A 13,733-nucleotide genomic window follows, 5' to 3' on the forward strand; every position below is an offset into this window, starting at 1 on the left:
GATCAGCAGGCAAGCCATGAGCATGCGAATCAGCATCCTGGGTCGGTACCAAGGCCTGGACAGCGATGAAACCACCACCGGCGCCATTTGCATTGCCGGGCAAGCCAGGGGGCGCGTCCATGGCCGTAACTGGCTGCTGCAAGGCGACAAGACCACGCCCTGCCCCGGCTGCGGGCAACCCGGCACGCTGGTGGAGGGCGAGCCCTATTGGAGTCAGGACGGCATACCCACGGTCCTGGACGGCGCATTGGTGGCGTGTGGGTGTCCTATAGGCAGCAACCGCGTGATTGCGGGCGGATCTGCGGCCCTTGCAACGTCCAGGGCATCTGCACCTGAACCGGTCAATGACGCCGTGCGAAACCCCGACGCCCGCGCTAGGACGATCGATCCGGAGCGGTTCCGGGACGCTGCGCCTTCAGTGGCTCAGCCCGTTAATGAACCGGGTTTCTACATCGTGCCGCGCAGCATGTCGTATGACGAGGTGCTGATAGAACTCGGTGCCCCATACGCTCACTTGTCCCGATCAGCACTGGAACGGCTCAACCCCACTTCGCGAAACGGATTCAAACCGGGCGAACTGTTCGTCGTGGGTGAAGAATCGGGGTACCCCATGTGTACCCGGCAAGAAATGTCGGTCATGGGTGCAGCGGAGCAGGCGCGTGCTGCATTGGCGGACCTCACCGAGGAGGAAGCCGGCTTCATGATGCAGTACCAGGCCGAGATCGCCGCGCTGTTTGGTGATACCAGTCTGGCCATGGGCGTAGCCGAGACGGTGGCGGGTAAGTCACTGGATGAAATCACCCGCCTCTTGCGCAAAATCGAAGACCTGCACAAAGCGCAATTCACCAAGCACGGGCACCTTCGCCACCCAGACTTCTTCGCCCAGCGCCAGCACCTGTTCAATCAGTTGAGTGCCGGTTTAAAGGCCACCTTTCTCAACAAGAGGCTCAATCTTGGGGATTACTCACGACTGCGCCGAGACTTGGGTATCTCCTCGAAAAGCCTGGTGCACCATTGGAGCAAAGCAGGCGGGCCCACCAGCATACCGGGGTATTCGACTCACTTGGATAGACTGGCGAAGATGGCCAAGTACTTGAAGGCTGGAGGGGCAGTGGGTATTACGCTCGGGGGTATTGGATCAGCGATGAACATTGCCGACGCGTGCCGGGTGGGGAATACGAAAGCATGTAGAAAAATGCGTTTTACTGAGGCTGGTAATTTTTCGGGTGGTTTAGTAGGTGGATGGGGGGGAGCGAAGCTAGCTAGCAGATTAACGCCCGGGATTTGCTGGTGGACCGGCCCAAAGGCATGGGCCTGTGGGATAGTGGTTACAGGGGCTGGAGCATTGGCTGGAAGCCTAGAAGGAATGGAATTCGGCGAATACGTAGGAGAGGTAATCTTCGAGGCTTTGCAGAATGATTGACCACCTTGACATAAAACTGAAGTTGTTTCTGCTCACTTCCCCTTTCATCATAGGCTTTATCTCACTGGCCATGGACCTGCGCATTGCATGTTCAAAAGAATACGACGTCATGATCGCAGCGCTCCAGCGCAGTGCGTGCCTAGAGTTTATTACAACACTCTGGGGAGAACAAAGCATACGCGCACGATTATTGGTGATCTCAATGGTGGGTGGGCTCATAGCATTTCCAACCTACCACATTCGCAAAGGTGCGCTTGATCCACTCGATTATCAGAATTTTCCAGCCTCCCTTAAAAAGAAGATCAACACCGCATCCTGGCTGAACACAGTAGCGTTCACTTGGCTAACAGTCGGTTACTTTTTCCTACTACCAAGGTGAAACTGTTTACTCATTACAAGCACCATGGATCCACGCTGATGATTGGGTATTCGACGCATCTGGGCGAGCTGGCAAGTAGGCCAGGTACTCGAAGCTCGCACGGCGGACGGGAATACAAAGCCATGTTGAAGAACACTATTTACTGAGCCTGACGATTTTGGCTTGCCCAAAATGGTCGGGGGCCAAAATAGCTAATGAAGTGATACTTATTCCTTCCCGAAGAACTGCCTTGACGGCGCTGCATACGGCATCTCGACCCCTGCAACAGCGCCTCTGACGGGAAGTCTTCGTGCATGCAATTAAGCGAAAACTTTCGAGGCCTTGAGAGTGATCAAGAATTTTGACATTACGTTTCAATTACTTTTTCTTGCCACTCCCTTTGCCCTCGGACTGACCGGTCTCGCCATGGATCTGCGTATCGCAGGCTCCAAAGAATACAAAGTCATGATCGGGGCCCTGCAGCGCAGTGCGTGCTTACCCTTTATTGTCACCCTTTGGGGTGAAAAGACTCTGCGTGCGAGAATGTTGGTGACATTCATGGTCGCCGGGATCGTAAAGTATCCAAAATCAAGTATTCGACGAGGCATGCTTGATGCACAGGATTATGAGCAATTTCCATCATCCATGAAAAAGCGGATAGTAATTTCCTCATGGCTAAACACTGTCGCGTTCAGCTGGTTGATCATAGGCTCTTACTTTCTTTGATGCCGTGAATCCCACGTCCACGGTATCTCGCTGCGCACATAGCTAACAGCACATCGTCCTAACCTACCGATGCTTACCGCCAACGCCGCCCCGCATGCCCCTGCACAGCCACCTGCCCCTGCGAAATCGCCAATTCCAGACTCATCTCGAACCGACTGCCCACGCCAGGCGCCGATTGATGCGATAGCCGTGCCCCCAGCAATTCGCTCATCTGCCTGCAGATGGCAAGGCCAATGCCCAACCCGCCATAGCGCCGGGTCATGGAGCCATCCACCTGAAAGAACCGCTGATAAAGAATCGACTGGTCGAGGTCTTCGAAACCGATACCCGTGTCGCTCACGGTAAACGTCAAGGCCAGTTGATTAGGGCCCCTGTGCTGCCCCCGGACCTGGATCATCACACCGCCCTGGTGGGTGAATTTCAGGCCGTTGTCCACCAGGCACCCCAGGCACCGGGCCAGCTTCGGCCCATCCCCCACCAGCCGGTCGGGCAGGTCCGCCGGCATGTCCACACTCAAGTACAGGCCCTTGCCCAGCGCCTGGCCGGCATACGTAGCGCGCAAGCCTTGCAGCAATGTCCGAAGGTCGAAGGGCGCTGGCTGCGCTCGCAGCCGCCCTGCTTGCAATTCGGACAAGGTCAGGATGTCGTCGACCATGTGCATCATGCCCTGAGCCGAGCCCACCGCCGTCTGGTGGAAGCGGGCCATTTCCGCGTCCATCGGCAGGGTATGCATCAGCTCCAGGGACCCGATCACGCCATTCATCGGGGTGCGCAGTTCATGGGTGACGCAGGCCAGAAACTCGTCCTTGAGCCGGTTGCTGTTGGCCAGTTGCTGGTTGAGCACTTCCAGTTGCTGCCCCGTCTCACGCAGGGTGCGGGCCTGCTCGTCGCGCAGCGTCTTGATGCGGTCTGCCAAGGCCAGCGATAGCAACGCCACCTCCAGCGCAGCGCCCAATTGGCTGGCATACATGGTCAGGAACATGTTCGGCAGGTAGCCCAGCACCATCAGCGTGTTGGCCAGCCCCCCGACCAGAAACGCGGTCCAGGCGATGATGAACCAGCGCGCCACGCGCAGGCCGCGCCGCCAGGCGTCGAGCCCTGCGCAGAAAACGCCCAGGCTGAACACGAGCGCCAAGGCGGTGGCAAGGCGCATGGCGAGGCCATAGGGCACGCTCACAGACAGCACCATCACCACGGCACCGCCCAGCATCAGCGCCTGCAGCAACCGGTCAAAGCCACGGCTGTTATGGCGAAGCTGCAGAAAATGCCGGGCGAACTGAGAGCCGAACAGCGCAGCTGCGCCGACGAACAACGGTGTGCAGGCATTGGCCCACCAGGGGCTGTCAGGCCACAGGTAAGCGATGCCGGCGCCGTTGACCGAGACCTGGTAAAGGCCGAAGGAGGCAATATAGAGGATGTAGTACAGGTAGCTGACGTCCCGCACGCTCAGGTACAGGAACAGGTTGTACACCAGCATCACCAACAGTACCCCGTAGATCATCCCCAGCACGTACAGGCGCGTGGCCTGGGCTTCCAGGTAAGCCTGGGGCGACCAGAGGGCCAGCGGCGCCTGCACCGAACCCTGGCTGTGCAGTCGCACAAAGACGGTGGTGACCTGCCCAGGTGGCAATTGCAGGTTGAACAGGTAGTTGTCCTGACGGATCTCCCGGCTTGAATAAGGCAACGCATCACCCGTGCGCTGGGCCAAGCGAAAGCGCCCGTCCGGGCCTGTCAGGTAAAGTTCGAGGTGATCAAGGGGTGGGTAGGCCAGCTCCAGCAACCAGTGCAGTGGCATGCCCGGCGCCGGGTCAGGGTGCAGTTCGAGCTTGAGCCAGAACACCGACGTGGAAAACCCGGCATTGAGGACGTCTTCAGGGTGGGGGCGAAAACGCTGCGCGAAGTCGGGCGCACTGACATCCGTGATGCTGGCGCTGCCGTCCGGGTCTTCATAAACCTGCATGACCTTGCCCAGAGGCAGGTGACGGGTGGCCGCGGTGATGTCCACCGCTTCGGCGAATGTGGGCAGCAAACCCATGAGCACAATCAGCAAATAGCGCATACAGCCCCAGCAAGGCCTGTCCGGTCGCGTCGCGGTTGCCCCCTTTCCGTTTGAGACGACGAAATCCTGCAGAACCTGTTTATCGATTTATCTGCGCACTCTAGCACAGCCTCAAGCTGCGTCGAGCGGCGGCACAAAACCCACAGGACCGCTCTGGAACGGGCCTTAGCGGCATTCAGGTGCGCATACCGTTCTTCGGAAAACGCACCGACCTGCACGCGCAAGGTCCGCACAAACAGGTTTGGTGGTAAGCTCGCCGACCATGAATACCTACGCCTCCCGCCCCGTTGTCCTCTGTCTCTCCGGCCACGACCCCAGTGGCGGCGCCGGCTTGCAGGCAGATATCGAAGCCCTGCTTGCACAAGGCTGTCATGCTGCGCCCGCGGTGACCGCCCTGACCGTGCAGGATACCGTCAATGTTTCCGACTTCCGCGTGCTCGACCGTGAGTGGGTGCTGGCCCAGGCCAATGCCGTGCTCACCGACTCCACGGTGGCCGCGGTCAAGCTGGGCATGCTCGGCTCGATCGACATGGTCGATACCGTGGCCGAGCTGCTGGCTGCACACCCGCACCTGCCGTTGGTGTGCGACCCGGTGCTGCGTGCAGGCGGCGGCGGCCGGCTGGGCAAGGACGAAGTAGGCTACGCCCTGCGTGAACGCCTGTTGCCGCTGGCGACCATCACCACGCCGAACCTGCCCGAAGCCCGCATTCTCGCCGAGCTGCCCGACGGCAGCGCCGACGAGTGCGCTGCCAGGCTGCTGGAGTTCTGCGAGCACGTGCTGATCACGGGCGGACACGGCGACGAGGTGGAAATCCACAACCGTCTGTACAGCCGCGACGGTCACCGCAGCACCTCGACCTGCCAACGCCTGCCGGGCAGCTACCACGGATCGGGCTGCACCCTGGCCAGCGCCCTGGCGGGTCGACTGGCCCTGGGCGAGCACCTGGAAAGCGCCGTGCGCACGGCCCTGGACTACACCTGGCGCACCCTGCGCGATGCGGAGCAGTTGGGACGAGGCCAGTTCGTGCCTCGGCGCCTGCCCCTGGATTTCTGCTCCTGACTCGAGGTGCTCATGACGCTACGCGGCCTGTATGCCATCACCGACAGCCAATTGCTGGCCGGCCGATTCCTGTCTCATGTGGAGGCAGCGCTCGAAGGGGGCGTATGCCTTCTGCAGTACCGTGACAAAAGCGACGACGCCGCGCGGCGCTTGAGAGAAGCCCAGGCGCTCCAGCAATTGTGCGAGCGCTACGGCACCCAGCTGATCATCAACGACGATGCCGAACTGGCCAGGCACCTGGGCGTGGGCGTCCACCTGGGGCAAACCGACGGGCCGCTGACCCCTGCACGCGCCCTGCTGGGCAGCGCGGCGATCATTGGCTCGACCTGCCATGCCAGCCTGGACCTGGCCGCCCAGGCAGCCCGCGAAGGCGCCAGTTACGTCGCCTTCGGCCGCTTTTTCACCTCCAGCACCAAACCCGGCGCCCCGGCTGCCGACGTCCGTCTTCTGGCGCAGGCGCGCGCCCAGGTGAACCTGCCGATCGCCGCCATCGGCGGGGTCACCCTCGACAATGCCGCTGCACTGGTGCACCACGGTGCCGACCTGCTGGCGGTGATCCACGGCTTGTTCGGTGCCGATAGCGCGCAGGAAGTCACCCGCCGCGCCCGCGCCTTCAACGCCTTGTTCGCATCCTGATTCGAGAGAATTTTCCATGTCCCGTTCCGAAGCACTTTTCGCCCAAGCCCAGAAGCACATCCCCGGTGGTGTCAACTCGCCCGTGCGCGCGTTCAAGAGCGTGGGCGGCACGCCTTTGTTCTTCAAGCATGCCGAGGGGGCCTACGTCGTCGACGAAGATGACAAGCGCTACGTCGACTACGTGGGCTCCTGGGGCCCGATGATCCTGGGCCATGGCCACCCTGACGTGCTGGACTCGGTACGTCGCCAGCTGGAACACGGGCTGTCCTATGGCGCCCCGACCGCCATGGAAACCGAAATGGCAGACCTGGTGTGCTCGCTGGTGCCTTCCATGGAAATGGTGCGCATGGTCAGCTCGGGTACCGAGGCGACCATGAGCGCCATCCGCCTGGCCCGTGGCTACACCGGCCGTGACGCGATCATCAAGTTCGAGGGCTGCTACCACGGCCACTCCGACAGCCTGTTGGTCAAGGCCGGCTCCGGCCTGCTGACCCAAGGCGTGCCCAGCTCGGCCGGCGTGCCGGCCGACTTCGCCAAGCACACCCTGACCCTGCCCTTCAACGACATCGCCGCCGTCGAGAAGACGCTGGCTGAGGTGGGCCAGACCGTGGCCTGCATCATCGTCGAGCCGGTTGCCGGCAACATGAACTGCGTACCGCCGGCGCCGGGCTTCCTCGAAGGCCTGCGCGAGCAGTGCGACAAGCATGGCGTGGTGTTGATCTTCGATGAGGTGATGACCGGTTTCCGGGTTTCGCTGGGCGGCGCGCAGGCGCACTACGGCATCACCCCCGACTTGTCCACCTTCGGCAAGATCGTCGGCGGCGGCATGCCGGTCGGCTGCTTTGGCGGCAAGCGCGAAATCATGGGCTGCATCGCCCCGCTGGGTCCGGTCTACCAGGCGGGTACGCTGTCGGGCAACCCGCTGGCCATGGCCGCCGGCCTGACCACGCTCAAGCTGATCAGTCGTCCAGGCTTCCACGCCGAGCTGACAGACTACACCAGCCGCATGCTCGACGGCCTGCAACAGCGCGCCGACGCTGCCGGCGTGCCGTTCGTGACCACGCAGGCTGGCGGTATGTTCGGCCTGTACTTCAGCGGGGCCGACGACATCGTCACCTTCGATGACGTAATGGCCAGTGACGCCAGTCGCTTCAAGCAGTTCTTCCACCTGATGCTCGACGGTGGCGTGTACCTGGCGCCGAGCGCGTTCGAAGCTGGCTTCACCTCGATCGCTCATGGCGACAACGAGCTGCAGATCACCCTGGATGCCGCTGAAAAGGCCTTCGCAGCCCTGAAGTAACCCGGCGCTTACCCACCGTGATCGCCGGTAGAACCCGCTATCACGGTGGTTGTACCGGCCATCGCCAGGGGCGTACGCCGTGTGAACGGGCGCACGTTCGATGAGGCCATACGGGTAACGAAGGACTCTTGCCATCAGCCTGTTTCGCCACGCCGACATAAATTCGAGTAAAACTTTGTAAGGTTGGCGCTGCTTATCCCATAATGTGCCACCAGAGACATTGGCCGCAGCTTTGCAGAGGTAAGTCGATCCCCATGAACCGCACCGGCCGCGCCCTCACCCTGGGCTGCCTGTTGCTTCTCCAGCCCCTGCTGGCCCTGGCGGAGGGCGGTAACTCGTTGCTCATCCCGACGACGGGTCGCTGCACCTTGAACGTGCAGCCGCAGGACCTGGCAAGCGCACTCAAGAGCTGTGAACAGGTGGCCGATGCCGGCGATGCCCAGGCACAGTTCGAGCTGGGCGAGTACTTCTATGCGCAAGCGCCAAAGAACCTCAACAAGGCACTGGACTGGTACCAGAAAGCGTCCCTGCAAGGCCACGCCGAGGCCCAGTACCGCCTAGGGTCGATGTTTTTCCGCGGCGAAGGGGTCAAGGCCAACAACGTGCAGGCCTACATTCTCTTGAAGATGGCGGCAGTCAACGGCGCTGAAGATGCTCTGGACATGGCAGATGAAGTGACAGAGCAGATGCCCAGGGACGACCTGGAGCATGCGACGCAGGTGCTCGGCCAGATCTTCCGCAAGTACCTGCTGGAGCTGCAGAACGCCGAGGGACGCTCGCCGTTCTCCCCGCTGCCCTAGGCTCTGTGTGAAAAGTCTTGAGACGAAGGTCAGGCAAGGCGAAAACGGCCGAGGAAGCGGAGTTTACGGGTTGTAAATGAGCATTCCGACCGGGCTGGCGCTCCAGGCTGTTTTCAATCACCGAGTATCAAGGCTTTTCACGCAGAGCCTGGGCTTTGCTGGGCATAACGCCGTTGAACCCATCAGGACTTTCGCCACTGCCATTCAAGGGTTATTCTTGAGTTCACACTCATTGCCGTCGGGCGGCTATAAACGACCTTGAACGCACCCATCGAACCCCATCGTTTCATCCTCGAACCTATCGAGGCCCACCGTTTCGCCAACTTGTGTGGCCAATTCGACGAGCACCTGCGCTTGATCGAACAGCGCCTGGCCATCGAGATCCGCAACCGCGGCAATCAGTTCGAACTGATCGGCGAATCCAAGACCACCCATGCTGCCGAGCAACTGCTGCGCCGTCTCTACCGTGAGACCCAGGCCACCGAGCTGTCGCCGGAAACCGTGCACCTGTACCTTCAGGAATCGGCCGTCGAGCACATCGACAACCCGGCGGTAAACGAGGTCAGCGTCTCGCTGCGCACGCGCAAGGGCAATATCCGACCACGGGGCGCCAACCAGCAGCGCTACGTCAAGGAGATCCTGGCCAACGACATCAACTTCGGCATCGGCCCGGCCGGTACCGGCAAGACATACCTGGCCGTGGCCTGTGCCGTCGACGCGCTGGAACGTGAACAGGTTCGCCGTATCCTGCTGGTGCGCCCGGCCGTTGAAGCTGGCGAGAAGCTCGGGTTCCTGCCGGGCGACCTTGCTCAGAAGATCGACCCTTATCTGCGCCCGCTTTACGACGCCCTTTATGAAATGCTGGGTTTCGAGCACGTGGCCAAACTGATCGAACGCCAGGTCATCGAAATTGCGCCGCTTGCCTACATGCGCGGTCGCACCCTGAACAACAGCTTCATCATTCTCGACGAAAGCCAGAACACCACGCTCGAGCAGATGAAGATGTTCCTCACCCGCATCGGCTTTGGCTCCACGGCGGTGATCACCGGCGACATCACCCAGGTCGACCTGCCCCGGGGCACCAAGTCGGGTCTGGCGCATGTGATCGAGGTGCTACGGGACGTGCCGGGTATCAGTTTCACCCACTTCCAGCCCAAGGACGTGGTACGTCACCCCTTGGTGCAGCGTATCGTCGAGGCCTATGACCGCTTCGAAGCCCGCCAAGCCACCCCCGAGGCACCCGGCAAAAATGCTTGAACTGGACATACAACGGGCGACCCAGGCGCTCGCCCCGATTGATGCCGACTTTCGCCGCTGGTGCGAGCTGGCCTTGCAGCAACGCAAGGCCGACTCGGAGATGACCATTCGTCTTGTCGACGAAGCGGAAGCACGCGAGCTCAATCACACGTATCGGCACAAGGACTACGCGACCAACGTGTTGTCCTTCCCGGCCGACGTGCCAGATGAGCTGCTCGATATTCCCTTGCTGGGCGACCTGGTGATCTGCGTCGCGGTGGTTGAACGCGAGGCGGCCGAGCAAGGCAAGTCGCTGGAGGCGCACTGGGCACACCTGGTCATTCATGGCTGCCTGCATCTGCTTGGCTACGACCACATCGAGGATGAGGAAGCCGAGGAAATGGAAAGCCTGGAACGAGAATTGCTGGCGCAACTGGGTCACCCGGACCCATACGCCGATGACGAAACCGAATCAACCCCACACTGATAGACCAAGGATCACGAGAACCGCCATGAGCGAAGATCGATCGAGCAACGGGCAGAAGTCCTGGCTGGGTAAACTGACCCAGGCTTTTGCCCATGAGCCGAAAAACCGCCAGGAGCTCCTGGAGCTGCTGCGCGAAGCACATCAGAACAAGCTGCTCGACAGCGAGGCGCTGACCATCGTCGAAGGGGCCATCCAGGTGGCGGACCTTCAGGTGCGTGACATCATGGTGCCACGCTCGCAGATGAACAGCATCAAGGCCGGCCAGTCACCACGCGAGTTCCTGCCGGCGGTGATCGACGCAGCGCACTCGCGCTACCCGGTAATCGGCGAAAGCCATGACGATGTGCTCGGTGTCCTGCTCGCCAAGGACCTGCTGCCGCTGATTCTCAAGGAGAACGGCGACAACTTCGACATCAAGACGCTGCTGCGCCCGGCCACGTTCGTGCCCGAGTCCAAGCGCCTGAACGTGCTGCTGCGCGAGTTTCGCGCCAACCACAACCACATGGCCATCGTCATCGATGAATACGGCGGCGTGGCTGGCCTGGTGACCATCGAGGATGTGCTCGAACAGATCGTCGGCGATATCGAAGATGAACATGACGTCGAAGAGGACAGCTATATCAAGCCGCTGCCTAACGGCGACTTCCTGGTCAAGGCACTGACGCCGATCGAGCACTTCAACGAGTCCTTCGACAGCGCGTTCTCCGACGATGAGTTCGACACCGTCGGCGGTTTGGTGATGAGTGCGTTCGGCCATTTGCCCAAGCGCAACGAAACCACCGAAATCGGTGCGTACAAGTTCCGCGTGCTCAACGCCGACAGCCGCCGGATACACCTGCTGCGCCTGACCCCGATCAACCGTTAAGGAACGACATGCGCTGGATCACCCGCCCCGGCTGGCCCGGTAACCTGCTGGCCTTGGCGGCCGGCGCTTCTACCCTCCTGGCCCTGGCGCCATTCGATCTGTGGCCACTGGCGCTGCTGTCCATCGCCATGCTCTACCTGGGCCTGCGCGAGCTTGGCCCGCGCCAGGCCCTGTGGCGTGGCTGGTGGTTCGGCTTTGGCCTTTACGGCGCCGGCACCTGGTGGATCTACGTCAGCATGACCAACTACGGCGGCGCCTCGCCGCTGTTGGCCATTGCGCTGCTGGTCGCGTTCTTTGCGGCCCTGGCCTGGTTCTTCGCGCTGCCCACCTGGTTGTGGGCGCGCTGGCTGCGGCGCAGCGAGGCGCCCCTGGCCGATGCGCTGGGCTTTGCTGCCCTGTGGGTGGCGCAAGAGGCGTTCCGCGGCTGGTTCCTCACCGGCTTCCCGTGGTTGTACGCAGGCTACAGCCAACTGGACGGCCCGCTGGCCGGCCTGGCGCCTCTGGGTGGGGTGTGGCTGGTGTCGTTTGCGTTGGCCCTGACGGCTGCGCTGCTGTGCAACCTCAACCGTTTGCGTGCCCGCCCGGGCTTTCTTGCCATCGCCTGCGTGCTGCTGCTCACCCCCTGGGCAGTGGGGTTGGCGCTCAAAGGGCATGCCTGGACCACCCCCGCAGGCGAGCCGCTCAAGGTCGCTGCCATTCAGGGCAACGTCGAACAGGACGTGAAGTGGGACCCGGCGCATATCGACGCCCAGCTGGCCCTGTACCGCGACCTGAGTTTCAGTTCAAAGCCTGCCGACTTGCTGATCTGGCCGGAAACCGCGGTACCTGTGCTCAAGGACCAGGCCCAAGGCTACATCGACGTCATGGGCCGCTTCGCCGCAGAGCGGCATTCAGCCCTGATCACTGGCGTGCCGGTTCGCGAGGTGGTGCACCGTCAGCGTCGTTACTTCAACGGCATCACCGTCACGGGCGAAGGGGACGGCACCTACCTCAAGCAGAAGCTGGTGCCCTTTGGCGAATATGTTCCGCTGCAAGACATGCTGCGAGGGCTGATCGAGTTCTTCAACCTGCCCATGTCGGATTTCGCCCGGGGCCCTGAGGACCAACCGCTGCTCCAGGCCAAGGGTTATCAGATCGCGCCTTACATCTGCTACGAGGTGGTCTACCCCGAGTTTGCCGCCGGCCTGGCAGCACGCAGCGACTTGCTGCTGACCATCAGCAACGATACCTGGTTCGGCACTTCCATAGGCCCGCTGCAGCACTTGCAGATGGCTCAGATGCGTGCGCTTGAAGCCGGCCGCTGGATGATCCGCGCCACCAACAATGGCGTGACGGCCTTGATCGACCCGTTCGGGCGCATCACGACCCAGGTGCCTCAGTTCCAGCAGGCGGTGATGTACGGCGAGGTCGTGCCGATGCAGCAGCTGACGCCTTATCTGCAATGGCGTTCGTGGCCGCTTGCGATCCTGTGTGGGTTGCTGCTGGCCTGGGCGTTGATGGCCGGGCGCGTGGCCAGGGCCGTGTGATGCGGCCTTGCAGTTGACGTTGCAAGGGGCTGCTTCGCAGCCCCCCTTCAGTAGAACAACCGATACCCCACCAGCCCTGCCACCTCGTTGAGCAACTGCCCGCTCTGCCACATCGCCCGGCTTTCCGGCAGCCAACCTCCGAATGGCCGCGCGGGATCACGGCCGAGGAAACCGACCGGCGCGGGTATCACCTCGAAACCTGCCTGCTCGAAGCTCCAGCGCGAGCGCTGCATGTGCCAGGCCTGGGTCACTACCACGACGCGGCGTATCCCCAACGGCTGAAGCACGCTCGCCGAGTACTGGGCATTTTCCCAAGTGGTGCGGCTGGCCTGCTCCAACCACGTCACCTCAACGTCGAAGTCCTCATGCAGGCTGTCAGCCATCAGCTGCGCCTCGCTGGGCGGTGTGCCGTAGTGCAGCCCGCCGCTGGTCAGCACCGGTAGCCCGGACGCCTTGGCCAGGCGAGCGGCAAGGCGCAGCCGTTCCAGGGCCGTGGGCGTCGGCTGGTCGACACCCGCCCAGGCAGGGTCGCCCCGTTCACGCCCTGCGCCCAGTACGACGATGGCATCGGCCCGACGCTTGAGGCCAGCCCAGTCCTGCCCGGCTAACGCAGGCTCGGTTTCCAGCGCTTCTGCCAGGCACTGCACGGCCACGGGCAAGCTGGTCATCCACAGCCCGCCCAGCCCTGCCACAAAGCACACAGCGGCCAGCCGGGGGCGACGCCCGCGCAGCCACCAGGCTGCAAGCAGCAGCAGAAACAGCACACCGGGGGGTAACAACCATTGCTTGATGAAATAGCGGATGGGCATGCACACCTCCTTCGAAGGTGTGCAGACTAAAAGCATCGGCGCCGGCCAACAACATGGCCGGCGTCGATCAAGGTCGGATAAATGTGCAAACCCTGGACATGTGCCGCGCAACCCCTAGCGGCGGGAGGCCTTGCGTGTGCGTGGCGTGCGCACGGTGCGCTTGATGTCCTTGAGCCAGATGATCCTGGCCGACGTAGGCTCAGCCTGCGGCCTAGGGCATGCCGCCTCGTTAGCGCGCTTCTGGAAAGTATCCAGATACGCCTTGATCACATCGAACTCAGCGCGGCTCAAGCCACGCAATTCCAACTCGGTCAGCGCCTCGTCCCGAAGCCGCATGGACGTTCTGGCCGTATCCAGGGCAAGGCCCAGCCTATCGATCAGGCGCTCATAGAGTTCTGGTTTTACTGCAGGTAGCTGCGACTCTCCCATTCGTTCACCTCATTGAAGA

General features: G+C 62.0%; 14 protein-coding genes. 11 read left to right on the forward strand and 3 right to left on the reverse strand.

Annotated elements, in window-relative coordinates; all coding sequences use genetic code 11:
* Window positions 1-16: 16 nt before the first annotated feature.
* The 3 genes from B2Y33_RS09525 to B2Y33_RS09535 all read left to right on the forward strand — a co-directional run bounded on the left by B2Y33_RS09525 (window position 17) and on the right by B2Y33_RS09535 (window position 2,507).
* The gene (locus B2Y33_RS09525) at window positions 17-1,423 is read left to right on the forward strand and encodes a PAAR domain-containing protein (protein WP_050587335.1); all 1,407 of its coding nucleotides are present in this window, start codon (window positions 17-19) and stop codon (window positions 1,421-1,423) included.
* Window positions 1,416-1,802, forward strand: a complete 387-nt coding sequence (locus tag B2Y33_RS09530) for a hypothetical protein (protein WP_027915238.1) — start codon at window positions 1,416-1,418, stop codon at window positions 1,800-1,802. Before B2Y33_RS09525 ends, B2Y33_RS09530 begins: the two co-directional genes overlap by 8 nt.
* A 327-nt stretch (window positions 1,803-2,129) precedes the next feature.
* On the forward strand, window positions 2,130-2,507 hold the full coding sequence (locus tag B2Y33_RS09535) for a hypothetical protein (protein ID WP_206405549.1): 378 nt from the start codon (window positions 2,130-2,132) through the stop codon (window positions 2,505-2,507).
* Window positions 2,508-2,580: 73 nt separating this feature from the next.
* On the opposite strand, the gene B2Y33_RS09540 is transcribed toward B2Y33_RS09535, so the two are convergent.
* Window positions 2,581-4,566: a sensor histidine kinase gene (locus tag B2Y33_RS09540; RefSeq protein ID WP_206405548.1), complete on the reverse strand. Its 1,986-nt coding sequence runs from the start codon at window positions 4,564-4,566 to the stop codon at window positions 2,581-2,583.
* Window positions 4,567-4,828: 262 nt separating this feature from the next.
* Between B2Y33_RS09540 and B2Y33_RS09545 the strand changes: the two genes are divergently transcribed.
* From B2Y33_RS09545 to lnt, 8 genes are all read left to right on the forward strand, one after another.
* Entirely contained in the window at window positions 4,829-5,626 is a 798-nt protein-coding gene (locus B2Y33_RS09545; protein WP_027915241.1) for a hydroxymethylpyrimidine/phosphomethylpyrimidine kinase, read from the forward strand.
* Window positions 5,627-5,638: 12 nt separating this feature from the next.
* Window positions 5,639-6,262: a thiamine phosphate synthase gene (gene thiE, locus B2Y33_RS09550; RefSeq protein ID WP_027915242.1), complete on the forward strand. Its 624-nt coding sequence runs from the start codon at window positions 5,639-5,641 to the stop codon at window positions 6,260-6,262.
* Window positions 6,263-6,278: 16 nt separating this feature from the next.
* A complete protein-coding gene (gene hemL, locus B2Y33_RS09555) occupies window positions 6,279-7,562 on the forward strand; it encodes a glutamate-1-semialdehyde 2,1-aminomutase (protein WP_027915243.1) in 1,284 nt (427 codons plus the stop codon).
* 254 nt (window positions 7,563-7,816) lie between these two features.
* Window positions 7,817-8,362, forward strand: coding sequence for a tetratricopeptide repeat protein (locus B2Y33_RS09560; protein WP_027915244.1), 546 nt, complete (start codon window positions 7,817-7,819; stop codon window positions 8,360-8,362).
* A 258-nt stretch (window positions 8,363-8,620) separates the two neighbouring features.
* Window positions 8,621-9,619 carry a PhoH family protein gene (locus B2Y33_RS09565; RefSeq protein WP_027915245.1) on the forward strand — a complete coding sequence of 333 codons (999 nt, stop codon included), beginning with the start codon at window positions 8,621-8,623 and terminating at the stop codon, window positions 9,617-9,619.
* Window positions 9,612-10,085, forward strand: coding sequence for an rRNA maturation RNase YbeY (ybeY, locus tag B2Y33_RS09570; protein ID WP_027915246.1), 474 nt, complete (start codon window positions 9,612-9,614; stop codon window positions 10,083-10,085). The genes B2Y33_RS09565 and ybeY overlap by 8 nt, the downstream gene beginning before the upstream one ends.
* A 25-nt stretch (window positions 10,086-10,110) precedes the next feature.
* The gene (locus tag B2Y33_RS09575) at window positions 10,111-10,950 is read left to right on the forward strand and encodes an HlyC/CorC family transporter (protein ID WP_023534628.1); all 840 of its coding nucleotides are present in this window, start codon (window positions 10,111-10,113) and stop codon (window positions 10,948-10,950) included.
* 8 nt (window positions 10,951-10,958) lie between these two features.
* Entirely contained in the window at window positions 10,959-12,476 is a 1,518-nt protein-coding gene (gene lnt, locus B2Y33_RS09580) for an apolipoprotein N-acyltransferase (protein WP_027915247.1), read from the forward strand.
* Between the two features lie 47 nt (window positions 12,477-12,523).
* Here the strand turns inward: lnt and B2Y33_RS09585 are convergent, their stop codons facing one another.
* Window positions 12,524-13,285 (reverse strand): YdcF family protein, encoded by a 762-nt coding sequence (locus B2Y33_RS09585; RefSeq protein WP_206405547.1) that lies wholly within the window; start codon window positions 13,283-13,285, stop codon window positions 12,524-12,526.
* Between the two features lie 114 nt (window positions 13,286-13,399).
* Window positions 13,400-13,714: a hypothetical protein gene (locus tag B2Y33_RS09590; protein ID WP_027915249.1), complete on the reverse strand. Its 315-nt coding sequence runs from the start codon at window positions 13,712-13,714 to the stop codon at window positions 13,400-13,402.
* Window positions 13,715-13,733 lie beyond the last annotated feature (19 nt).

It is taken from the genome of Pseudomonas sp. UBA5666 (genome assembly GCF_002420785.1).
GTDB classification, from domain to species: Bacteria; Pseudomonadota; Gammaproteobacteria; order Pseudomonadales; family Pseudomonadaceae; genus Aquipseudomonas; species Aquipseudomonas fulva.